General features: G+C 39.3%; 24 protein-coding genes. 17 read left to right on the top strand and 7 right to left on the bottom strand.

Features of this window, described 5'->3' with window-relative positions; all coding sequences use genetic code 11:
- Positions 1-41: 41 nt before the first annotated feature.
- Positions 42-716, bottom strand: coding sequence for a GNAT family protein (locus tag ACZSMY_RS05100; RefSeq protein ID WP_042533973.1), 675 nt, complete (start codon positions 714-716; stop codon positions 42-44).
- 253 nt (positions 717-969) lie between these two features.
- Here ACZSMY_RS05100 and ACZSMY_RS05095 point away from each other — a divergent pair, with 253 nt between their 5' ends.
- The 10 genes from ACZSMY_RS05095 to ACZSMY_RS05050 all read left to right on the top strand — a co-directional run bounded on the left by ACZSMY_RS05095 (position 970) and on the right by ACZSMY_RS05050 (position 10,764).
- Positions 970-1,659, top strand: coding sequence for a response regulator transcription factor (locus tag ACZSMY_RS05095; RefSeq protein ID WP_042533975.1), 690 nt, complete (start codon positions 970-972; stop codon positions 1,657-1,659).
- A gap of 35 nt (positions 1,660-1,694) precedes the next feature.
- Positions 1,695-2,636: a sensor histidine kinase gene (locus ACZSMY_RS05090; RefSeq protein WP_042533977.1), complete on the top strand. Its 942-nt coding sequence runs from the start codon at positions 1,695-1,697 to the stop codon at positions 2,634-2,636.
- 128 nt (positions 2,637-2,764) lie between these two features.
- Positions 2,765-3,685, top strand: coding sequence for an ABC transporter ATP-binding protein (locus ACZSMY_RS05085; protein WP_455725383.1), 921 nt, complete (start codon positions 2,765-2,767; stop codon positions 3,683-3,685).
- The gene (locus ACZSMY_RS05080; RefSeq protein WP_289585248.1) at positions 3,678-4,367 is read left to right on the top strand and encodes an ABC transporter permease; all 690 of its coding nucleotides are present in this window, start codon (positions 3,678-3,680) and stop codon (positions 4,365-4,367) included. Before ACZSMY_RS05085 ends, ACZSMY_RS05080 begins: the two co-directional genes overlap by 8 nt.
- Before the next feature lie 96 nt (positions 4,368-4,463).
- Positions 4,464-5,123, top strand: a complete 660-nt coding sequence (locus tag ACZSMY_RS05075) for an ABC transporter permease (protein WP_175297059.1) — start codon at positions 4,464-4,466, stop codon at positions 5,121-5,123.
- A gap of 60 nt (positions 5,124-5,183) precedes the next feature.
- Positions 5,184-5,705 (top strand): hypothetical protein, encoded by a 522-nt coding sequence (locus tag ACZSMY_RS05070; RefSeq protein WP_042533983.1) that lies wholly within the window; start codon positions 5,184-5,186, stop codon positions 5,703-5,705.
- A 55-nt stretch (positions 5,706-5,760) separates the two neighbouring features.
- Positions 5,761-6,129, top strand: coding sequence for a hypothetical protein (locus tag ACZSMY_RS05065; protein WP_042533985.1), 369 nt, complete (start codon positions 5,761-5,763; stop codon positions 6,127-6,129).
- Positions 6,130-6,762: 633 nt separating this feature from the next.
- Positions 6,763-7,788 carry a WD40/YVTN/BNR-like repeat-containing protein gene (locus tag ACZSMY_RS05060; RefSeq protein ID WP_052485064.1) on the top strand — a complete coding sequence of 342 codons (1,026 nt, stop codon included), beginning with the start codon at positions 6,763-6,765 and terminating at the stop codon, positions 7,786-7,788.
- Between the two features lie 100 nt (positions 7,789-7,888).
- Positions 7,889-9,577 carry a gamma-glutamyltransferase family protein gene (locus ACZSMY_RS05055; RefSeq protein ID WP_465147520.1) on the top strand — a complete coding sequence of 563 codons (1,689 nt, stop codon included), beginning with the start codon at positions 7,889-7,891 and terminating at the stop codon, positions 9,575-9,577.
- 65 nt (positions 9,578-9,642) lie between these two features.
- Complete coding sequence (locus ACZSMY_RS05050) at positions 9,643-10,764, top strand: DUF418 domain-containing protein (protein ID WP_042533987.1); 1,122 nt, start codon at positions 9,643-9,645, stop codon at positions 10,762-10,764.
- 79 nt (positions 10,765-10,843) lie between these two features.
- On the opposite strand, the gene ACZSMY_RS05045 is transcribed toward ACZSMY_RS05050, so the two are convergent.
- The 4 genes from ACZSMY_RS05045 to ACZSMY_RS05030 all read right to left on the bottom strand — a co-directional run bounded on the left by ACZSMY_RS05045 (position 10,844) and on the right by ACZSMY_RS05030 (position 13,626).
- The gene (locus ACZSMY_RS05045; RefSeq protein WP_289585244.1) at positions 10,844-12,082 is read right to left on the bottom strand and encodes an aminopeptidase; all 1,239 of its coding nucleotides are present in this window, start codon (positions 12,080-12,082) and stop codon (positions 10,844-10,846) included.
- A 142-nt stretch (positions 12,083-12,224) separates the two neighbouring features.
- Positions 12,225-12,464, bottom strand: a complete 240-nt coding sequence (locus tag ACZSMY_RS05040; protein WP_052485066.1) for an MDR/zinc-dependent alcohol dehydrogenase-like family protein — start codon at positions 12,462-12,464, stop codon at positions 12,225-12,227.
- Between the two features lie 22 nt (positions 12,465-12,486).
- Positions 12,487-12,702: a zinc-binding dehydrogenase gene (locus tag ACZSMY_RS05035; protein ID WP_084612970.1), complete on the bottom strand. Its 216-nt coding sequence runs from the start codon at positions 12,700-12,702 to the stop codon at positions 12,487-12,489.
- Positions 12,703-12,720: 18 nt separating this feature from the next.
- Entirely contained in the window at positions 12,721-13,626 is a 906-nt protein-coding gene (locus ACZSMY_RS05030; RefSeq protein ID WP_465147519.1) for a DMT family transporter, read from the bottom strand.
- A gap of 150 nt (positions 13,627-13,776) precedes the next feature.
- Here ACZSMY_RS05030 and ACZSMY_RS05025 point away from each other — a divergent pair, with 150 nt between their 5' ends.
- The 6 genes from ACZSMY_RS05025 to ACZSMY_RS05000 all read left to right on the top strand — a co-directional run bounded on the left by ACZSMY_RS05025 (position 13,777) and on the right by ACZSMY_RS05000 (position 19,545).
- Positions 13,777-15,102, top strand: a complete 1,326-nt coding sequence (locus tag ACZSMY_RS05025; protein ID WP_193062126.1) for an aminotransferase-like domain-containing protein — start codon at positions 13,777-13,779, stop codon at positions 15,100-15,102.
- A 103-nt stretch (positions 15,103-15,205) separates the two neighbouring features.
- Positions 15,206-15,790 carry a nitroreductase family protein gene (locus tag ACZSMY_RS05020; protein WP_256706258.1) on the top strand — a complete coding sequence of 195 codons (585 nt, stop codon included), beginning with the start codon at positions 15,206-15,208 and terminating at the stop codon, positions 15,788-15,790.
- A 126-nt stretch (positions 15,791-15,916) separates the two neighbouring features.
- Positions 15,917-16,270 (top strand): MmcQ/YjbR family DNA-binding protein, encoded by a 354-nt coding sequence (locus ACZSMY_RS05015; protein ID WP_244882398.1) that lies wholly within the window; start codon positions 15,917-15,919, stop codon positions 16,268-16,270.
- A 141-nt stretch (positions 16,271-16,411) separates the two neighbouring features.
- On the top strand, positions 16,412-16,891 hold the full coding sequence (locus tag ACZSMY_RS05010; protein ID WP_042533996.1) for a metal-dependent hydrolase: 480 nt from the start codon (positions 16,412-16,414) through the stop codon (positions 16,889-16,891).
- Positions 16,892-16,940: 49 nt separating this feature from the next.
- Complete coding sequence (locus ACZSMY_RS05005; RefSeq protein WP_042536250.1) at positions 16,941-17,345, top strand: GNAT family N-acetyltransferase; 405 nt, start codon at positions 16,941-16,943, stop codon at positions 17,343-17,345.
- A 136-nt stretch (positions 17,346-17,481) separates the two neighbouring features.
- Entirely contained in the window at positions 17,482-19,545 is a 2,064-nt protein-coding gene (locus ACZSMY_RS05000) for a catalase (RefSeq protein WP_465147518.1), read from the top strand.
- 195 nt (positions 19,546-19,740) lie between these two features.
- Here ACZSMY_RS05000 and ACZSMY_RS04995 read toward each other — a convergent pair whose 3' ends face one another.
- Both ACZSMY_RS04995 and ACZSMY_RS04990 read right to left on the bottom strand, forming a co-directional pair.
- Positions 19,741-20,355, bottom strand: coding sequence for a PadR family transcriptional regulator (locus ACZSMY_RS04995; RefSeq protein WP_193062128.1), 615 nt, complete (start codon positions 20,353-20,355; stop codon positions 19,741-19,743).
- 16 nt (positions 20,356-20,371) lie between these two features.
- Positions 20,372-20,752, bottom strand: a complete 381-nt coding sequence (locus tag ACZSMY_RS04990; RefSeq protein ID WP_042534001.1) for a hypothetical protein — start codon at positions 20,750-20,752, stop codon at positions 20,372-20,374.
- 270 nt (positions 20,753-21,022) lie between these two features.
- Here ACZSMY_RS04990 and ACZSMY_RS04985 point away from each other — a divergent pair, with 270 nt between their 5' ends.
- The gene (locus ACZSMY_RS04985) at positions 21,023-21,961 is read left to right on the top strand and encodes an NADP-dependent oxidoreductase (protein ID WP_289585126.1); all 939 of its coding nucleotides are present in this window, start codon (positions 21,023-21,025) and stop codon (positions 21,959-21,961) included.
- The last annotated feature ends 7 nt before the right edge of the window (positions 21,962-21,968 follow it).

The following is a 21,968-nucleotide window of genomic DNA, read 5'->3' as shown; positions in this document are numbered from 1 at the left end:
GTCCATTAATTTAAGAATGACTTGTGTTCGGGGATATTGTCTTATTTCATATGAATGTCCGTTCCATATTGTATTAAATGTAATTTTCTTGCTACAGATTGGGATGCAAAGTTATCCCAGGAGGTACTATACAATGCAAGTAATCCTTGACTTTGAATTTCAGCTGCCCAAGCAATGGAAGCGTCTATCGCGTATGCTCTTCCACGATACGTTTCAAATGTAGCTAAGCTTGCTTCAGCCGCTTCATTAGTTTGTCTCGCGCTGCAGCAAACGGATACAGCTGCTTCATCTTCAATAATAGCAAAGCAAGGCTGTTTATATTTAAGCACTTCGTAGATATATGGGAAATTTTGCTTCAGGCAGTCTTTGTTGAAGTCGGTAATTCGTATTGCTTTTGTTGTTATGCTGCTGACATCAGGAAACACGAAAGCAGGTCCAGTCCAAAAATTGCTGATTTGCCGGTCTGTGTTTAAAATGGTGATTATTTCTGCCAAGTCTATAGCAAAATCTGCATGAATGCTTCGTTCCAGCTTCTTTATTACGTTCTCCTCAAGGGCATTGGAGTATCTTACTACATTACCAAGCTGCGTCCCGCCAATGAAAATACGAGGTGCAGCCTCGTTTGGCGGCTCATTCACAAAGGTCATTCGATTATTATCATCCTTTTTAAATAACACGTTTACATGATGTTTCATCAATGCTATATCAGATACCAATAAAGTGTTCCTCCCTTTCCTAACCATTTGCTTAGCTAACAATATGATTTTTTAACAGAATATTATATGTTCTTTTTACCATAAAAGGCATCCTTAGGCAAAGTACATCTATAAAGTGCAAAGGAATGTGTTAAACTTTATGAAATACCTGTAAAAATCTCTGTAATATATAAAGAGGCAGGCAAAAGGGTATAGTCGGCAATAAAGATAATAGAAATCTATTAAACTAAAATTTTATAGGAGGCTGTCTCACTTGAACAATAACATTCTCATCGTAGAAGATGATATCTCAGTAAGCGAAATGATACAAAATTATTTAGAAAAAGAAGGCTATAAGGTAGTTACTGCTTTGGAAGGCGAAGAAGGAATGCAAAAATTTCAAAACGATACATTTGATTTAATCATTCTTGATATTATGATGCCGAAATTAGATGGCATAGAGGTAATGAAACAAATTCGAAGGGACAGCTCCGTGCCGATACTAATTGTATCAGCGAAGGATACGGACGTGGAAAAGGTGCTAGGCCTGGAGCTTGGTGCAGATGATTACATAGCGAAGCCTTTTTCCATGATAGAGCTTTCCGCCAGAGTAAAATCGGCATTGCGGCGTGCCACCAGTTATTCGGAGACAAAAAAAGAAGAGCAGGTGATAAACCATAAAGATTTAACAATTGATATCAATAATTTCTCTGTTCAAAAACATGGTAAGGAAATCAAACTGACTTCCAAGGAATTCGATATTTTAAAGCTGTTTCTCAAGCATCCCAATAATGTTTTTACAAAGGCTCAAATATATACCACGGTCTGGGGAAACGACTACTTTGGAGACGAAAATGTCATCAATGTTCATATTAGAAGACTAAGAGAAAAGATTGAGGACAACCCGGCTGAGCCTCATTATATTATGACCATTTGGGGAATTGGCTACAAACTAGGGGAATAGATGTGTGAATATCTTTTGAAAAGGGGGGAAAAGGCATGGCTTATTTCTTTATAGGGATTACCCTGATTTTAACCGGGATTATCATTTTTCAATATAAAGCAAAGATAGCAAGAGACAAGCAAATAAAATATATGCATGAAAAATTGGATAAGATTATCGCTGATAAAACCAGTGAGAATCTGCTTGTTTTTACCGATGATAAAGAGCTTATTCCTTTATTGATCAGCATCAATCATCTTTTAAACCATAATCAGAAAATATTGGCGGATTATACAAAAAAGGAAGAATCGATTCGGAAAATGATTTCAAATATTTCTCATGATTTAAAAACACCGCTGACTGTTATTGTTGGATATTTAGAAATCATTCAATCGAATAAAGTTATCGAAAAAGAAGCGGGCAAAGAGGTTCGTAAAGCACATGAAAAGGCGGCAGAGCTGCTGACATTGATCAATACGTTTTTTGATTTGGCAAAGCTGGAGTCTGGAGATAAGGAGATAACACTCGAAAAGATACATATTAATGAAATTTGCAGAAAGAGCATTTTAGAGTTTTATGAAATGTTAACTCAGCAAGGATTAGATGTTTCCATTAACATTCCAGATGAGCATATCTATGTAGCTGGAAATGAAGAAGCTCTGGACAGAATCCTTAGAAACCTGATATCGAATGCCATCAAGTATGGAAAGGATGGTCAAGTAGTGGGGTTAAACTTAAAACATGATAACGCATTTGCTTACATCGAGGTTTGGGACAAGGGGAAAGGTATTGATGAAATGAATAAAGAAAGCGTATTTGAAAGATTGTATACGCTTGAGGACTCGCGAAATAAGCTGTATCAAGGAAGCGGGCTGGGGCTTACCATTACGAAAAGATTAGTCGAAAGTCTGGAAGGTGAGATATCATTATCCAGCAAAGCTTATGATAAAACAGTATTTACTGTGAAATTAAAGAAACTGTCTTCGCAGGAAAACTAAAAATCCGCTTCCGTCCCGTTCTTTGCAAACTTAAGAAATTCGTAAGACTTTGTTAAGAAAAAAGATAATTTTAATGTTTATGATTATTAATATAGCAATTTTGCAGAGAAAGGGAGGGATTTATTATTATGGAATACATTTTAAGAACACATGATTTAGGAAAATCTTTTCATGGAGGTCATGTTGTTTCCAATGTCAATATGAATATCAAGAAGGGAGAAATCTATGGGCTTTTAGGCCCGAACGGCGCAGGTAAAAGTACAGTCATGAAAATGATTTTAAATCTGTTTAAACCAAGCCAGGGTGCCGTTGAAGTGTTTAACGAAACATTGACGGATACTTCTTATGAGTTATTTAAAAGGATGAGTGCAATTATCGAATATCCCATTTTTTATGAGAAGCTAACTGCAATGGATAACTTGGATTTGCATTGTGAATACATGGGTTATCACAATAAAAAAGAGATAGAGACCGCTTTGAATCTTGTGAATCTAAAAAACATCGATAACAAGCCGGTTAAAAATTTCTCTTTAGGTATGAAACAACGGCTGGGAATTGCCAGAGCGGTAATCACGAAGCCAGAGCTGTTGATATTAGATGAGCCGGTTAATGGACTGGATCCAGTTGGCATTATTGAGATGAGAGACTTACTGGCAAGCCTGAATAAAGAGTATGGCATAACCATTCTGATTTCAAGTCATATTTTAGCGGAAATAGAGCAAATTGCTGACACAATAGGCGTAATGAATAATGGATATCTAGTAGAAGAAGTTTCCATGGATTCGATTAGAGAAAATAATGCAGAGTATATAGAATTAGAAACCGATGATGCCGGGAAAGCAGTATATATTATTGATTCAGAGCTGAATATAAAAAATTTCAAAGTACTTGATACGAACAAAATAAGGATATATGAATCAGGGACATCACAAAATCAAATCTATAAGAAGTTAATGGAAAAGGATGTTTCCATTACATCAATCAATACGAAGTCGGCTTCATTAGAGGACTATTTCTTGTCCTTAATTGGAGGCGGAAAAAATGTTTAAATTAATTCGTTTAGAATTAAGAAAAATAAATCTCAGACAGTATGTCTTTGGTGCTTTAGCAGCAATTTTTATTCTTGCCGGATTGTTATTCTTTGCAATGTATACGGATAGAAACACGATTGGTGCCACCAGTGAAGATTTTTTCTTTGTTGTTGACAGCACGAGAATGGTTTTTATTGTGTTTGCAGGTATATTAATTTCGAGGCTGTTTATTGAAGAATACAATGATAAAACCATCTCTTTGATGTTTACGTATCCCATCAGCAGAAAAAAGATTTTTATCTCTAAATTATTGATTATCATTTGTGCTACATTTTTCCTTATACATGTATCAAGAATCTTTGTAGCAGCAGTTTTATACATGTTAAACAGCCAATTGGATTTTATCGATGGAGGCATAACGATTCATTTGATAATGGAATATTTTAAAAACACCGTGATCTATGACCTTTCTTTCAGCGGTATCAGCTTAGTTCCTTTATTTTTTGGGATGCTCAAAAAATCTGTTAGAACAACCATTATCACATCGATTATTATTGCCATTTTCTTTGGCATAAGTAATGAAAATCTATCAGACCTTTCGATAGGTTCCTTCATTGTCAGATCATTGGTATTTATCATTATTGGTGCGGCTGCTTCGTATTTAGCGATAAGAAATATGGAGCGCAAGGATGTAACGTAGCGATGAGGGTATTCCGGAATATTACTGCCAACAATGTAATTTTCAATGTCAATAGGAAGAGTGGTGAGAAAAATCTTTAAGTTAATGAGTTTGGAAATGAGAAAAATAAATTTTAGCCGATATATAAATAACTCCTTAGCGGCATGCTTTGCCGTTACCGGATTTTTATTCTTCATGCTATATATAGACAGGGAACAATTTGCTGCCAGCAGTACAGATTTTTTATTTCTGATTGACAGTATAACACGAATGGTATTCATCGTTTTTTCAGGAGTGTTAATTTCAAAATTAGTTATCGAAGAATACAATGATAAAACCATTACCTTGATGTTCACATACCCAATCAGCAGAAAAAAGATCATTATCTCGAAGCTATTGATTATCATAGGCTTTACCTTTTTCTCTATGCTTCTGTCCAGAATTTTTGCTGCATTTGTTTTATCTATGTTAAACAGCAACTTAGGATTTATTGACAGTGACATAACGATTCCCATGCTCATCGAACATTTTAGAAATACGATTTTATATGACCTTTCTGCCAGTGGTGTCAGCTTAGTTCCTTTGTTCTTTGGAATGCTTAAAAAATCAGTTAGGACGACCATTATTACCTCTGTTATTATTGCCATTTTCTTTGGTGTCAGTAATGAAGACTTATCGATAGGATCCTTTATTGGTATTCCGGTGACACTTAGTCTTATTGGTATCGTTGCTTCTTACTTATCAATAAAAAACATTGAGCACAAAGATATATCTTAATGACATAAGGTCTCTATTTTGAAAAGACCGAAAAATCAAAATATACAGGAGTTACTAGCGATGAAACAAGACTACATTTATTTGTTATTTACAAACACTGGTACTTTATTGACGAAAGCTATTAGTCTGTATACCAAAGCAGAATACAATCATGTTTCGTTAGCCTTGGATTTGGAATTAAATGAAATATACAGCTTTGGCAGGAAGCATTTACGCAATCCATTTTGGGGAGGATTTGTGAAGGAAAATACAGAAGAGGAACTGTTTCAGAAAGCGGACTGCTCCATCTATGCTTATGCAATCAGTTCAAAACAAAACAAGAAATTACAAGAAACGTTAGCATTTTTTAAGCAAAGAAAAGACAATTACCACTATAACGTAATAGGACTGTTTGGAGTCATGTTTAATAAGCCCATTCCACGGTCAAATGCTTACTTCTGCTCGCAATTTGTGGCTTATCTGCTGATGGAAGCTGGTATGGTTTCTTTTGACAAGCCGCCGGAGCTTATCACACCGCAGGATATTCAGCAGCTGCCTGGATTAATTTCTATCTATCAGGGCAAATTACAAGGCGCAGTTTAACCAGAAGAGGGAGGCTCAAATTTCATACATTTTTTACCGAATAGGAGGATGCTGTTTGAAAAGATTCGTTTTATTAGTTTTCATGCTGATTGTATCCATCGTAACGTTGTTTGTCACTGCTTATTTTCAACGGGATGTCAATACACTGTCGTTAAATGATCCGCAAGTTATCCAAGCAAGTATTATCATAATGATTATTTTGTTCATTCCTCCTGTGTTATTATCTTTTTTCAACCATAAATTTTGGAGGGTTATCTCAGCGATTTATCAATCTATTTTTTTCTTGGGGTTTATCATCCTTGTACCGACCGGTGTATTCAGCTTCCAGGCTGTGGGTATCAGTATTGTGTCATTAATTGGTGCAGTTATCAGTCTTTGGAGCATTTTTAGCACATTGCCAGAAAGCTTTTTTAAAGAATATTGATTTAGCGTAGAGGTAGGAGACTTTCTGTATAACCCAGCATCCGCAGTTCAAGAAATAACATACGACATTGTCTCGGGAAAGGGTCTTATCCATGGTAAGGCCTTTTCTGTATGGGATAAGACCCATCTTACTTTTATTAAAAAATGATCGTTTAAAAATTTTTAACAAAATCTTTTTGACTGTAGAATGACTTATGATACTCTAGCGATAACTTGCATGACTCGAAAAGTATGTTGATATGTAACCAAGTGAATGCCGATTGTACAGCACAGCGTATTTCACTTTGAAAAAATGGAATCATAAGACGAAATATTATGCAGTGGGAGTCAGCGCCGTTATCCCCCGCTAAAATAAATTCATTTTCCACGCTCTATTTGAAGGCGGAAGTTTTACGGGCGTTTCTCCGTGATAAAAAGTCAGGTTCGGACGTTTACAAGTTTGATTTATGGTGAATAAAGCAAACTATAAAAGATTTTTTATTAAGTCTCGATATCCTCTTAGCTTTTCTTATTGTAGAAAAGGGAGTTTTTTTACAAATATACCCGATAGATTGAATCGTTTCCCGAATATTTCTATTAAATAGGTATCTGGATTGTCTTAAAAGATTTCAAATAAATCAAGGTGGTGAACCGCATGGAAGTTTTATATTTTTCAGCTGGACGTTCTCTTTATGAAATGAAGAAAGAGGCACAGGAATGGATAATGGAGGAAAGACCGGCACCGGTTTCATTTATATGCCTTGCTGCAGATCCCAGCCGGAAAGGACGGCTGTATGGAGGGACCTTTAACGAAGGGTTATGGATAAGTAATGACAGCGGCAAGACATGGGTACCCGCTGGATCAGGAATATCACATAACAGGGTGATGAGTGTTGCGGTCAGTTCAACAGAGGTTAAAAATGGATGTCATGTCGTTTGGGCAGGCACCGAACCGAGCGGGCTTTTTCGTTCAGAAGACGGAGGAGAAACCTGGGTTGATTGCCCGGCTTTACTGGATTTACCTTCAAAATCTTCCTGGAGTTTCCCGCCTCGGCCGTACACGCATCACGTACGTTGGATTGAACCGGATATTCATGAGAAAAACCGCATATTTGTCGGCATTGAACTTGGCGGCGTGATGAAAAGTGAAGATAAAGGGGGCAGTTGGGAAGATCGAAAACCGAATTCCCAACATGATTGTCATGCTTTAACAACACACCCGCAAGCTCCAGGACGGATATACGAAGCTGCGGGCGGCGGGTATGCTGAAAGCTTTGATAGCGGAAACTCCTGGCAGACGTTCAATGAGGGTTTGGAGCCTTATAACTATTTGGTTGATATTGCCGTAGATTCAGGGGATGCAGATACAATGGTGGCTGCTGCGTCCAGGAGTCCTTATGAAGCATACGATCCATCCCGTGCAAGAACGATTTTAGTACGGCGTGAAGATGGCGGTTCTTGGTCGCCTGTATACAAAGGCTTGCCGGATGCAGAATGCTCCTCTGTTTTTGCGTTAACTTCTCATCCATTCCAGTCAGGTATTTTTTACGCTGTGAATAATCTCGGCTTCTATCTTTCTTTTGATGCAGGACAAAGCTGGGAAAAAGCACCGCTGGATTGGCCGGATGATTTAACGGGAGAAAGAATTCATGGATTCGCGATGGTCGTTTCCGAGGATTAAAAGACCATCGTGTCCATGGTCTTTATACGAATACGGGAATGTTAGATAAATGATATTTAACAAAAAAAAGCGCAATGACATCATGGAAGGAGTTGCATTCATGCAGGTGAAAAGGCGTAACCAGCGCCAGAGCAGTTTAATTTTTACTTTTACCGCAACGGTATTGCTGTTGCTTAGCGGATGTGTCTCAGAGGAAGAGACGGACCAGCAGCCTGAGCCGAATCCATCAGAAGATGAAAGCGAGAGACTGATTCCGCCAGAAAATGAAGAAGAGCCAGAACCTGAAACAGATGTGCCAGAGGCTTATGGTGTCAGCGCAGGGCATCCAGATGCTGTAGAAGCTGGAATGACTGTTTTGGAAAATGGAGGTAATGCCGTGGATGCGGCCGTTGCAGCGGCGTATGCCATTTCTGTTGTAGAGCCCTTTGCATCAGGAATTGGCGGCGGCGGAGTAACACTCGTTCAAGAGCAGGGTCAAGACCCTGAGGCATATGATTATCGTGAAGTTGTCCCTGAAGGCGGCATTCCTTCATCAGATATTGGTGTACCTGGATTTGTAGCCGGGACAAAGGAATTACATGATGACTATGGGACTGCTGACTGGGAGACAGTAATTGACCCGGCGATTGATTTGGCAGAAAGTTCGGAGGTATCTGCAACGTTAGCACAGCAGCTTCAATCTGCTCAGGACCGTCTGCCGGTTGAGCAGCTGGAGCATTTCTATCCGGATGGGACAGCGATTGAGGCAGGAGCCACTTTAGAACAGCCGGCATTGGCCGAAGCATTGCGTGATATCCGTGATAGTGAAGGAGCTTCCTTTTATGAAGGGGATACTGGAGAAGCGTTAGCAGCGATTCAAGGTCTGGACGGAGACTCACTTGCTGACTTTCGTGTCGGACGGCATGCCCCCGTGACCGGAGAGTTTGCTGGATACGAGGTGACTGGTGCTCCGCCGCCGCTTCCTGGTGCCAGCGTCATTCAAATGCTGCAAATCCTTGAAGAGCGGGGAACATTAGAAGAAGAACGGAATAGCACGCCATTTGTGCATGACATTGCGATGTCGTGGCGAATCGCTCAAGCATTTATTTATACGGATTTCGGTGACCTTTCGTTTGTGGATGTTCCGGTTGATTCTTTCGTTGACCGTGAACAGAATGCTGCTTTAGCAGAAGAAATCTCCGGTGACAGCTTGCTTCCTGAGGACGAAGAGCGGAGTTATGACGACTCGCCCCCTAATACGACACATATTACAGTGATTGATGACAACGGCACTGTTGTTTCCATGACGAATACACTGACCAATTTCTTTGGCTCCGGTGTCTACACAGAAGGTTTCTTTTTGAATAATCAAATGTCTCGATTTGATATTGGTCAAACGGAGCAAAATGAACCTGAGCCTGGACGGCGTTCCGTTACCTGGTCCTCTCCAATGATTGTGGCAGATGAGGAGGGACCTGTTTTAGGGATTGGCAGTCCGGGAGGCGAACGTATTCCAATTATGCTTACGCAGGTGATTGCTGACTGGGTTCAAGAAGACTCGGACCTGGAAGCTGTTGTTGAAGCGGATCGTTTCCACCTGACGGATAATGCGCTTGTGATGGAATCCGCTCCGGAAGCAGATGTAAGGGAAGGATTGCTTAATATTGGGTATAACGAGATTCGTGAAGCTCCGACTCCGCTGTATTTCGGGTCTGTTCAGGCTTTGATGATCGATCGGGAGAATGATGACATCTCTGGTGCGGCTGATCCCCGGCGAGAGGCTGATTGGCGTGTAGAACCACGGGATTAAGCAAGAATCTAGTATTCTAAAAAATGTACTTGGGCATTTTAATGTAAGGAGTTAAAGAGGATTCTATGACATCAATGAAGCAAAAAAATCAACATCAACGAATTGCTATATTAGACCAAATGCGGGGCGTTGCTTTACTTGGAATCTTTTTAGCCAACGTCCCGGGGCTGTCTTCCGTCGATACGGAAAATTTGTCTCCGGTTAATGAAGTACTAAGAAGCTTAGAGGAGATTATATTAACAGACAGTACCCGGCCGCTGTTTGCATTCATGTTTGGCCTGAGCCTTATGTTACTTTATAATCGCCTAAAAACGAAGCAAATCAACCCTTATCCAGTATTATTCAGACGATTATTTTTGCTTGCCCTCGTTGGTGCTGTGCACGGTTTTGCAATTTGGTCGGGAGATATTCTGCTCATGTATGGGATGGCGGGATTTTTCCTTCTGCTGTTTATGAATTGGTCAGCAGCCGGATTGGTTATTACTGCTTTCCTTTTCTGGATCGGCTATACCATTGGAGCGGATGTAATCAGTTATTTCTCATCCTATCATTTGTCTCTGGAAGCCGGTTTGAAAGGTCTGTTGCCTGACTCAAAAGAGCCGCCGACAGGAACAGAATATCTTATTATTGAATTTTCTTCCATGGTCGCACACATCAGCTTTTTCCTGTTTGGTATGTATGCGTATCGGAAGGGGCTGCTTACAATAATCGAAAAGCGAAGAAAAACCATGAGCTTATTGTCAGTACTTTTTCTTGTGATTGGGTTAGCAGGGAAAGCAAGCCTTTATGATAGAATTGCATTACATCCATTGGAAAGCTTCTACCCCTTTTTGGTGACAATCGGCATGATTTTATTCATTGTCCTTTTAGGAACTAGCAAGGGGAGCATGTCGAAGTTGCTTGTCCCGTTCACATCGGTCGGTAAGATGGCGTTTACGAATTACATCATGCAATCTCTGGTTTTTGTAAGTTTGTTTCAATCGAGCGGACGAACGGTTTTTATCAATTTAGGGATTTGGGAGGAACCAAGCTATGCGTTCGCTCTTGGGGTTGGAGTCATTTTATTCGCGGCACAAATGATTTTCAGTCATCTCTGGTTGAAAGAGTTCTCCTATGGACCGTTTGAATGGCTTTGGAGGATAGGGACTTATGGGAAAATGGTTTCTATCAAAAGAAAAGCAGAATAGATACATTTTATATACTAATGTAAAAAAATCCAACTGCAAGCTAGTTGGATTTTTTTACTGACTATTACTAATGAGCAAATTAAGCCCAAGCACCTTTTCGGAAGACCGGAACACGGCTGCCGTCTTCTTTAATGCCATCAATATCCATTTGATCCGAACCAATCATGAAGTCAACATGTGTTGCTGAACGATTCAGACCAGCTTCTTTTAATTCTTCTTCTGACATCTCCATTCCGCCTTCTAAGTTGAACGCGTATGCAGAACCCAGCGCTAAGTGATTTGAAGCATTCTCATCAAATAACGTATTGAAAAAAGTCAATCCGGATTGAGAAATAGGGGACGCGTCCGGAACTAAAGCAACTTCTCCTAAGCGGGAAGCACCTTCGTCTTGCTGGACTAATTTTTGAATAACCTCTTCGCCTTTTTCAGCAGTCACTTTGGTTACTTTCCCATTTTCAAAATGAAATTCCATCCCTTCGATGACAGAACCGGCATAACTTAATGGCTTGGTTGATACGACAACGCCATCGACCCGGTTGGCATCTGGGGCTGTAAATACTTCTTCTGTCGGCATATTGGCTATAAAGCGTTCTCCGCGGGAGTTAAAGCTTCCAGCACCTTCCCAGCGGTGGTTTTTCGGCAGGCCGACCGTTAAATCTGTACCCGGCGCAGTGTAATGCAATGCTGTAAATTGTTCCTTATTCAATGATTCCGCTTTCGTTTCCAGGGTCTTATCTTTATCCTCCCATGTGCGGATCGCATCGTCATCATATAAGTGAATCGCTTTGAAAATAGCATCCCATAATGCATCCGTTTGTTCTTCCGCTGAATCTAAATCCGGAAAGACTTTCGCTGCCCATTCCGGACCGGCTGCAGCTGCCACGACCCATGAGATTTTATTCGACTGTGTTGCTTGCGATAATGGCTGAAATGCTTCACCAGACGCTTTTTGCGTTGCAGCGATTTTTTCACCATCTAATCCTTTTAAGGCATCCGGATCATTGGAAACAACATTGATACGGCTGGCACCTTGTTCAATAATATAGTTCATTTCTTCAATGCGATAATCTGGAATATCTGTTAGGGTTTCGGTTGATTGATGCTCAAACCCAAGTCTTGAGATTTTATCGTCTCCCCATTTGACAATAACACGTTTTGCGCCTTTTTCATAAGCAGCTTTTGTGATTTTACGTGCTAATGGAGCCTGTTCAACATCAATCGTTAGAACGAGAGAATGTCCTTCTTGAACGTTGACACCGGTAGAAACGATTAATTCAGCATATTTTTGCAGGTATTCATCAAAATTTTCCAAAGCCATACATAGAGCCTCCTTGTGAAGTTGATATACGATTTTATCGTAGCACAATCATTTATGAATCACAAAAGAGGAGCTAGGCATTGATTCACCTCAAACGATTTTTCTTCATAACGATAACGTAAAAATGAAAAACTCGGCTTTTTTATTCCATTTCCAAGCCTATATTGCCAAATTGATTCCCGGATTTCATTCTCTCCAATGCATGTTCGATTTCAATAAGCGGATAAACGCTATCAGCACCGGTTTTATGTTGTGATGCGTTATACTGTTCGAATTCTTCCTTACTTTCCATAGAAGTTCCTAAGATATTAAATTGCGGGTAAAAGAGGGAGGGTAAAGAAAGGTCAATACTGTCTCCGGAGCTCGCTCCAAAATTAACCAAATTTCCATCTGGCTTTAAGACATTAATGTATTTTCGGGAAGAGTGCCGGCCCAATACTATCTAATATGATATCGAATTTTTCATCTTTCATTTTAGCTGTCCAATCCCTGTCTGTTTTTAAAAGATAATCCGCTCCGAGATCTCCAGCTTTACGCAGCTTCTCTTCATCTCTTGAAGTGACGCTCACCTTTGCTCCGATACAAACTAGATGATATAAAGAAAAATAGCATTTATTCATAAAAACTGATTTTATTGATTAACTTACCTTAGAATGTCTTGATTTCTTTTTTGCATTAACCAAAATAACGCCAAAAATAATCACCGCTGCGCCGATAATATGGTAATAATGAAAAGGCTCGTTTAAAATCAGTACTCCAGACAGGATGGTAATTAACGTAGCCACATTATTAAACACACTTACTTGAATAACCGGCAATTTGGACACAGCATAAATAGACAATAAAGACGTTCCAAATGTAGACAGGACACCCAAAAATAAAATTGATAATAAATATGGAATTTCTGTCAGGGAATCGATATACTCGCCGGCAGAACCGCCGTTTATGAAGTAGATGACATTAAAGAACAGAAAACCAATGAACATGATATATATCGTAATTTGAATTGGTGCGATAGATTTTGTTGCACTTCTGGACATTACCTGCCAAATCGCTGTTGCAAGAATAGATACGATAATCAGCAGGTTGCCAAGCAGATGAAAATCATAGCCTCCCGAGCTGTTCATCAGCTGCAGGAAAACGACTCCGGCAATGCTAAAAACGATTCCTAATCCTTGTACTATTCGGACCTGTTCCTTCAAAAATACACTTGCTAAGAGAACAGTTGTGGCCGGAGCAATCGCCTGAATGATTCCTGCTTCCGTAACCGTTGTTTGATCAAGACCAAGTATTTGACTGCTGAAAAATATAATCGGGTAGAACAAGGAAATAATAATCACAATCATGATTTCCTTCCGATTCAACCGTAAATGGATTGGTTTTATGACAAGAAATAAAAGCAATCCCAAAAAAGCAAATGTAAATCGCTGCGCCAATATAAGTAATTGCCCTTCATACGTCAAAGAAATTTTCACAAACATAAAGGACAATCCAATAATAATGGAAAAAGTGACTGCTGCCAGTAATGCATTATTTTTTTTCATGACTTCCTCCTCCTTCTATTCCAGAGTATAGAAAGAATGTCTAAACGGAAGCAATTCTTTTTTTAGGTGTATCGATACAAACAAGATAAAGGAAAATACAATTGAAATAGATTCATGGTAATCTGTTTGTAGAGGGGAAAGGGGCTGCTTATGAAGAAATATCAATTCGTAGCTGATAAAATCTTAAAACGTATAGAGGAAGGAATATATATAGATAGACTGCCGACGGTACGTAAATTAATGGAAGCCTTTGGAGTAAGTCAAGTGACGGTAACGCAGGCGCTTAAATATCTAGTTGAGAACAATAGAATATATGCCAAGCCTAATGTCGGTTATTATATTATTTCCAGAAAAGAAAAAGCTGCTGCTTTTAACGGGGTATATGATTTTTCAACTGCTTCCACTTCCTGGACGGACTTTCCATTGGACAGCTATTCGCAATGCTTGGAAGCTGCTATCCAAAATGAAAAAACAGAATTATTTACGTATGGTGCAACGACCGGCAATGAGGAGTTGAAAACCTTATTTCAGAAGCTGTTGATGGAGGACCAGATATTCACAAAAAAAGAGCAGATTATGATTACAAGCGGTACACAGCAGGCTTTGCATATTCTTGCTTTAATCATGCTGACCAGAAAGGAATCCATTCTAATTGAACAGCCCACCTATCATCAGGTCATCAATCTTATAGAACGCCTTCAGTTAGATTATGTCACATGCTGCCGAGGGCTGGATAAAATAGATTTGCAGGAATTAGAGAAAACGATTAAAATCAAGCGTCCAAGCTATGTTTATTTAATGCCGCGCCTGCATAATCCGCTTGGTACAACCATGAATGAACAGGAAAAAAAGCTGCTGTTGGAATTAGCAGAGAAATATGATTTTTATATGATTGAAGATGATTACCTGGGAGATTTTGAAGGGGACAACAGTTATAAAACACTCTACGAAATGGATAATGATCAACGTGTTATTTACTTAAAAAGTTTTTCTAAAATCATGTTTCCAGGGCAGCGGTTAGGTATTACTGTCGTGCCAGAGAAATTAATCGAGCCCTTTCGGAGTTTTAAAGAAATTATTGATATCCATACCAATTCTTTGAGCCAGGTTATTATGCAGACATTTATGGAGAGCGGTCTATATGCACACCATAAAGACAAAATCGTCTCCAAACATCAGCAGAAAGCAGAGATACTGCGGCATGCATTAAATACCTTTTTATCCGGGTATGCATTTAATGACAATCATCAAATGCATACCGTAATCAAGCTGCCAAAACAGATAAATATACAGAAACTTCATGAAGCATTAGCGAAACGTCATGTTTTAGTCGATGACTATAAAACAAATTATATAGCTGATTATAAGCAGAAACATAAATTCTTAAAGTTGAATACAACGAGTATTCAAGAAGGAAGAATCCATGAAGGTGTTCAATTAATCCATGAAGCAATAGAAAGCAGCAAATATCTCTAAAGCAAGAGGCGTCTGTATCGATACAGGCTTTACATATTTTTAAACAAAGGGAGGTCACTTCTATCATAATGAAACGTAACAAATAAGATAGGAGTGATTTTCAATGGAATCAGAATATATTTTAAAATGGATGCAAGAGCGAAAAAGCGTCCGAAGCTTTACAGAGCAGGAGGTAGATACGAATCTGGTAGCTAATATTATCGATCATGTCCGTTTGGCTCCGAGCGGATTCAATGCACAGCCTTGGCGATTTGTTATTGTGAAAGACAAAACCATGATTCAAAAGCTCTACCAATATTCCGCTTATCAAAAGCAATTAGATACTGCCTCCTGTGTCATCGTGCTATACAGTAATCTGATGGATGTGCGGGAGAAAGCAGATGATGTCCTTCATCCGGAAATGAATTTGGAAAAGAAGAAAAGTGACAAGGAAGCTCTTTTAGAAACGCTGGATATGGCTCCTGAGGTGCTGCAATCGCAAGGGTATATTGCGCTTGGGTATTTGCTGTTAGCGCTCACCGCTTACGGTATATCCAGCGTTCCGATGCTGGGTTTTGATCTGGAAAAGGTAAAAGCATTATTGGAGATAGAGGGGAATATTCTTTCTGTGGTTGCAGCAGGATATGGAGCTGACGAGGGGCATAGTCACCACCGTCTGACTTTGGGAAAAATTGTTCGTATATATTAAAGGTAGCAGGATATCATGGTATTTTTAAGCTTCTGTGTGCAGCATCCTATTTAACAAACCTGTATCTGCTGATAAAATGAAGAAAAGCAATTTACCCGTTTAATTTATCAGATGAAGGTGATTTTAGTGAGCAGAGATGCAGTTATACATTATGCAAAAAGAAAATACGATACAGAGCCAGATTATCCTTGGGCTAAATTTTCTAATTACGCTGTGCTTCGGCATAAGGAAAACAGCAAATGGTTTGGGTTGCTGATGGATGTGAACAAAGAGAAATTAAATATAGAAGGAGAAGGGACTGCAGCCGTTTTAAATGTCAAATGCGACCCGGAATTGGCATCGATTTTAAGAAAAGAAAATGGAATACTGCCAGCTTACCATATGAACAAAGAACATTGGATCAGCATTCTGCTGGACGGTTCTATTTCAGAAGAGGAAATATTTGAACTTTTAGATGCCAGTTATCATTTAACCATGTAGACAAATCATGACTGCAGCAGACAATAATGTTTGCTGCATTTTTGAATAAAAGGAAATTAATTGAAAGAAACGTATGTTCTTTTTCTTAGGATAGTGTTATGATAAGATAACGCAATTTACAAATGAAGGAGAAAAAAGAGCATGACAGGAAAAACACATATTATGGCTGGAATCACAGCGACGACAGCCATCGTCGCCATCACAGATGCATATCAGCCCGAATGGTTCATTGCAGCAGGCGCAGCAGGGGGCTTGCTTCCGGATATTTGCCATAGCGGCAGCAAAATCGGACGGAGGTTTCCAGCGGTTTCGAAAGTAGTTAATACCCTCTTTGGTCATCGAACCTTTACACATAGTTTATTATTCTTAGCGCTGGTGGCGTTTATTTTATCTAAGTTCATCAGTAATCCGTCGATCACCATGGGGATTTTAGCTGGTATGGTTACGCATTTTATACTAGATGCTGCGACAAAGCAGGGAATCAAGCTGCTGTACCCTGCAAAGATTACGATTCGTTTTCCATTCGCTGCAACAACTGGCGGAAAAGCGGAAGGGGTTGTTTTACTGGCGTTGACAGTAGTTACGCTATTTTACGCCAACAGTATACTGGCATTTTTCTAAGCATGTGTTTTTGACCAGCTTCACAGCAGGCAAGGAGGTTATCATGGAAATTCAAATTTCAAAAATACAGAAAGAACAAGCATGGGAGCTTAGGCATGAAGTCATGTGGCCGAATGAGGATTTCAACTACATAAAGTTAAAGGATGATGCTTCGGGTATTCATTTGGGACTTTTTAAAGATAATATACTGATTTCCATTGTTACGCTGTTTATAGACAAAGAGGAAGCTCAATTTAGAAAATTTGCGACGCTGATATCAGAACAGGGAAAAGGGTATGGAAGCAGATTGTTAGAGTCCGTATTTGAGGAAGCGAAAAAACATGATGTGAAAAGAATTTGGTGTAATGCCAGAAAGAATAAGAGCCATTTTTATCGGAAGTTTGGTCTCCAGGAAACAGATAGAAGTTTTATGAAAAATGGGGAGGCCTACGTTATCATGGAGAAATTTCTGTAGTCCTCCAATAAATGAAAGAAGCCGTCTGTGCAGCACAGACGGCTTCTTTCATTGTGGAAGCTCGGACGTCTTCCCGACTAATTATGGTGCATGGTGTATTAAAGTTGTTCCAGTCATACACAGAAAGAAACCTTCAATGAATACTTTTCATTTTTTTGCTAAAAATAAATTCTATTACCATAAGGAACAGCAATTAGAACCATCTATTCGGGATACCCGTAATCAAGAGATGATTTCTAATGAAGGGAAAAAGATCGTGGATGATGAAAATTCACTGACTGCCGGAGACCGCGGCCCGACTCTGATTGAAGACTTTCTTGCCAGAGAAAAGATAGCGCATTTTGATCGAGAGAGAGTACCGGAACGGGTCGTGCACGCTCGAGGAACAGGTGCTTATGGAGAATTTGAACTGTATCAATCTATGAGTGAAGTGACTATGGCAGATTTCTTACAGGATCCTTCCAAAAAAACACCGTTATTTGTACGTTTTTCACAAGTAATCGGTTCACGGGGCTGTAATGAAACCGTTCGCGATGTACGAGGTTTTTCTATTAAATTCTACACAGATGATGGAAACTTTGATATTGTGGCCATCAATTTCCCCATTTTCTTCATCCAAGATGCGATTAAATTCCCTGATTTGATTCACTCTGTCAAACCGGAGCCTGATAATGAATATCCTCAAGGGCAGACGGCACACGATACATTTTGGGACTTTATGGGAAGTAATCCGGAGACGACTCATATGGCGATGTGGATTATGTCTGACCGGGCTATTCCAAAGAATTTTCGTACCATGGAAGGCTTTGGCGTTCATACGTATCTTTTTGTAAACAAAGAGGGAGTTGCTCATTTTATCAAATTTCATGTCAAGCCTGTCCTGGGTGTTCATCCATTGATTTGGGACGAAGCACAAAAACTTGGCGAGGATGCCGATTTTCATCGAAGAGACCTTTGGACAAATATCAAAATGGGCAATTATCCGGAATATGAACTTGCTGTACAGATTATCAGTGAAGATCAGGAGTTTATGTTTGATTTCGATATTTTAGACCCGACAAAGTTTTGGCCGGAGGAGGAAGTCCCGCTTCAAAAAATAGGAAAAATAACGTTAAACAAAACGGTCGATAATGCTTTTTCGGAAACAGAACAAAGTGCGTTTCACCCAGGGAATATTGTTCGGGGAATGGATTACTCCAATGATCCGCTGCTGCAAGGGCGATTATTTTCGTATACAGATACACAGCAGGTGCGAATAGGCGCAAATTATCAACAGCTTCCTATCAACAAGCCGGTTTGTCCGGTTTTTAACAATCAGCGGGATGGAAACTCGCGTCATGTGATTGACCGAGGAAAAGTATCTTATCATAAAAACATATTAGCGGATAATACACCATCAGAAGGTCCGCCAGACAAGGGAGGCTTTGTTACGTATCCTTCCACCGTAGAAGGGTTGAAGCAGCGTAAAACAGCGGATTCTTTTAAAGATCACTATACGCAGGCAAGGATTTTCTGGAACAGCATGACACCTGTAGAGCGGGAGCATATTATTGGAGCGTATAGCTTTGAGCTGGGAAGATGTCTTCATGTACCTGTGCGTCAGCAGATGGTGGACCGCTTGGCAAGGGTCAGCAAAGAGCTTGCAGAGGCTGTTGCGTCAAATGTTGGTGTTACTGTACCAGACGTAGAAGAGTCAACTGCTACGAAATCATCGCCGGCTGTAAGCTTAATGAATACCAATTTTGTGGCGAATACACTGAAAGTAGCTGTTTTTCTGGCAGAAGGTTTTCCGGGTAAGGAAGTGGATGCTTTGCTCAAGCAATGGAAGAAGGCCGGGATGCATCCCGTTATTGTCAGCAATAAGCTCGGTGAAGTAAAGAGCAGCGAGGGAATGACTTTTGATGTAGACCAAAACTTTCTGACAGGATCTCCGTTAAGCTATGAGGGTGCATATCTTGTTGGCGGTACCGGAGTCAATGACTATTTTCATCATCAAGCCCGTACCTTTATTATGAATATGTACAATCATTTCAAGCCGATAGGTGCTAGAGAAGAGAGTGCTCATTTATTGAAGGAAATGGGTATTGAAGGACAGCCTGGAGTCGTGATGGATATCGATTCGCAATTCGGACAGAAGTTTATTGATGCGATGGCGAAGCAGCGTTTTTGGGAGCGTCCGAGTTTCCTTTATAATATGTAAGGTAAAATAAGAAAAACATCAAATTACGATAAAGTGAGTAATTTGATGTTTTTTTTATTTGGGATTTCATTCTGTGTAAGGTTTATAAACGTTTCTTTCTGAAAAGAAATTATTCTGCATTTCTTAAGAAAAGCGGGGAAGGGAAGCTTTTTATTGAATAATAATTATCGCCATGCAATGGAATAATGTTCCGCTTTATTGTCCCTTGTCATTCTCCATCCTTTCTGCCTTTAATTTTGATTGGAAATTCCTAAACCAGTCGATTTCAAATTTAATTTTCTCTATACCTAAATCCAGCGTTGCATATTGGAAATAGGCAATTGATTTTACTCCCTCTTCCGTCATAAATTCTGTTGCACCGCCAGCTTCTTTTAAATTATTTATATAGTCACGGCTGAAATTATTTCTCTGATCAATCGTTATGTTAATAGCTTCCAAGCGATGTAATTCTTTTTCTAATTCTTCCAGATAGCTGTTGATAAACGCTTCGTGCTCTGAATGATCTGCGAACCCTTGAAAGAAAAATTTACTTAATTCCATATTTTTTTCCTTGTATAACATAGGTGTTGATATATTTTCTCTAAAATGTTTTACTCCAGCTTCTGTAATATAATATGTTTTTTTGTTTACACTCCCCTCTATGTGTTCTTCAAAAGTAATCCATTCCTTTTTCAATAATTTTTTGATTCCTGCTTGAATACTGCCTGTGCTGTCGCTGCTGACATTAGATAAGGTTTGTTTGATAGATTGCCTTAACTCATAAATCGTTGAACCTCGAATCATCAGAAAGCCTAAAATAATAGTATCCATCGTAATCCATTCTCCTTTAGTTAAAAAATGCTGTAATAAAAAAACACATAGATGACAAGAAAGACAAAGGGGTCATAACATACTTTTCCTTTTTGCTGGAAGATATGATGTTCATCCCTGTATTCAATAATAAATAAAATCCAAAGAAAATACATAATCCTCTTTCGATAGAAAAAGGGAAATCTATTATAATTATCCCGCCAACGTCAAGTATCGTTATAATTGCAATCATTTGGATGACCAGCGAGATTCCGCTTATTATTCGCATTTTTATAGGTAAGATCCTGAATTTACCTCCTAAAGTAAATTCACCTAATGGCAACCCTAAAGTTACCAGCAGCGTAAAAAGTGCAATGAACCCAAAAATAAACGCACCTAGGAATGAAAAAGAAAGCATCACAGTTCCTCCTTGGTCAGCTTTTAAAGCTGACGTTACTATTAGTAATATTACTAATAGTAACATTAATTATAACCATTGTCAGCATTTTTTAAATAATAATGAAATGAATTAACTGGAGTAAAAAATCAAGAGAGAATAGATAATATAATAATTTCCAATCTTCCTCAAGTATGGGATTATCAAGTGAATTGCTATTAATTGTTAAAAAGAAATTCGTTTGATACTATTAAAAATGCAACAGAAAAATATGCGCTGGAGGTTTTGATTATGAAAGCAATTATTATCGAACAATACGGCGATGCAAATCAGCTAAAGGAAAAAGACGATATTCCCGTACCAGAAATAAAAGATAACCAGGTATTAGTAGAAATGCACGCTACGTCCATTAATCCGATTGACTGGAAGCTGCGTGAAGGTTACCTGCAAGAAGGGGTGCCTTTTGAATTTCCAATTATTTTAGGATGGGACGCGGCAGGTGTCATCAAACAAGTCGGTAAAAATGTAACCTCTTTTCAAGTGGGTGACGAGATATTTGCTCGACCGGCCCTTACACCAAATGGCACGTATGCTGCCTATACAGCGGTTGATGAAAAACTGCTGGCGATGAAACCAAAAAATATCAGCTTTGAAGAAGCGGCAGCAGTTCCGCTTGCAGGTCTTACTGCCTGGCAATGTCTTGTGAACTTCTCTGAAATAAAAAAAGGCGATAGAGTGTTGATTCATGCCGGTTCCGGCGGTGTTGGCAGCATGGCCATTCAGATTGCTAAAAGCTTCGGTGCCTATGTAGCTTCGACTGCCAGCGGTAAAAATGAGACGTTTTTAAAAGAATTAGGTGTCGATCAATTCATTAATTATAAAGAGGAAGACTTTGAAGATGTTCTTCAAGATTATGATATTGTCGTGGATACGCTGGGCGGTGAAATCCTGAATAAAAGCTTCCATGTATTAAAGGAAGGCGGACGGCTCGTTTCCATTGCAGGACAGCCAGATGAAAAGTTAGCCAAACAAAAAGGAGTCAAGGCAGGATTCTTATGGCTTGAGCCAGATGGAGGAGAACTGTCTGAATTAGGGAAGCTGATGGAGGATGGGAAATTAAAATCGTATATTGGACATACTTTCCCGCTTACCGAGAACGGATTGAAGGAAGCGCATCGATTGAGCGAAACCCATCATGCGAAAGGAAAGATTGTGATTCAAATTAAGTAAGTACGGT

The organism is Oceanobacillus sp. B139/18 (genome assembly GCF_055524595.1).
The sequence above is the reverse complement of the archived record's forward strand: the minus strand, read 5'-3'. Positions and strand labels throughout refer to the sequence as shown.

Excerpts from the sequence above, each read along its gene's own strand:
- ACZSMY_RS05050 (WP_042533987.1), top strand. The coding sequence starts at position 9,643 with ATGACATCAATGAAGCAAAAAAATCAACATCAACGAATTGCTATATTA.
- ACZSMY_RS04995 (WP_193062128.1), bottom strand. The coding sequence starts at position 20,355 with ATGGATACTATTATTTTAGGCTTTCTGATGATTCGAGGTTCAACGATT.
- ACZSMY_RS05060 (WP_052485064.1), top strand. The coding sequence starts at position 6,763 with ATGGAAGTTTTATATTTTTCAGCTGGACGTTCTCTTTATGAAATGAAG.
- ACZSMY_RS05020 (WP_256706258.1), top strand. The coding sequence starts at position 15,206 with ATGGAATCAGAATATATTTTAAAATGGATGCAAGAGCGAAAAAGCGTC.
- ACZSMY_RS04990 (WP_042534001.1), bottom strand. The coding sequence starts at position 20,752 with ATGCTTTCTTTTTCATTCCTAGGTGCGTTTATTTTTGGGTTCATTGCA.
- ACZSMY_RS05085 (WP_455725383.1), top strand. The coding sequence starts at position 2,765 with ATGGAATACATTTTAAGAACACATGATTTAGGAAAATCTTTTCATGGA.
- ACZSMY_RS05080 (WP_289585248.1), top strand. The coding sequence starts at position 3,678 with ATGTTTAAATTAATTCGTTTAGAATTAAGAAAAATAAATCTCAGACAG.
- ACZSMY_RS05010 (WP_042533996.1), top strand. The coding sequence starts at position 16,412 with ATGACAGGAAAAACACATATTATGGCTGGAATCACAGCGACGACAGCC.
- ACZSMY_RS05025 (WP_193062126.1), top strand. The coding sequence starts at position 13,777 with ATGAAGAAATATCAATTCGTAGCTGATAAAATCTTAAAACGTATAGAG.
- ACZSMY_RS04985 (WP_289585126.1), top strand. The coding sequence starts at position 21,023 with ATGAAAGCAATTATTATCGAACAATACGGCGATGCAAATCAGCTAAAG.
- ACZSMY_RS05045 (WP_289585244.1), bottom strand. The coding sequence starts at position 12,082 with ATGGCTTTGGAAAATTTTGATGAATACCTGCAAAAATATGCTGAATTA.
- ACZSMY_RS05055 (WP_465147520.1), top strand. The coding sequence starts at position 7,889 with ATGCAGGTGAAAAGGCGTAACCAGCGCCAGAGCAGTTTAATTTTTACT.
- ACZSMY_RS05035 (WP_084612970.1), bottom strand. The coding sequence starts at position 12,702 with ATGAATAAATGCTATTTTTCTTTATATCATCTAGTTTGTATCGGAGCA.
- ACZSMY_RS05075 (WP_175297059.1), top strand. The coding sequence starts at position 4,464 with ATGAGAAAAATAAATTTTAGCCGATATATAAATAACTCCTTAGCGGCA.
- ACZSMY_RS05000 (WP_465147518.1), top strand. The coding sequence starts at position 17,482 with ATGAATACTTTTCATTTTTTTGCTAAAAATAAATTCTATTACCATAAG.
- ACZSMY_RS05030 (WP_465147519.1), bottom strand. The coding sequence starts at position 13,626 with ATGAAAAAAAATAATGCATTACTGGCAGCAGTCACTTTTTCCATTATT.
- ACZSMY_RS05070 (WP_042533983.1), top strand. The coding sequence starts at position 5,184 with ATGAAACAAGACTACATTTATTTGTTATTTACAAACACTGGTACTTTA.
- ACZSMY_RS05090 (WP_042533977.1), top strand. The coding sequence starts at position 1,695 with ATGGCTTATTTCTTTATAGGGATTACCCTGATTTTAACCGGGATTATC.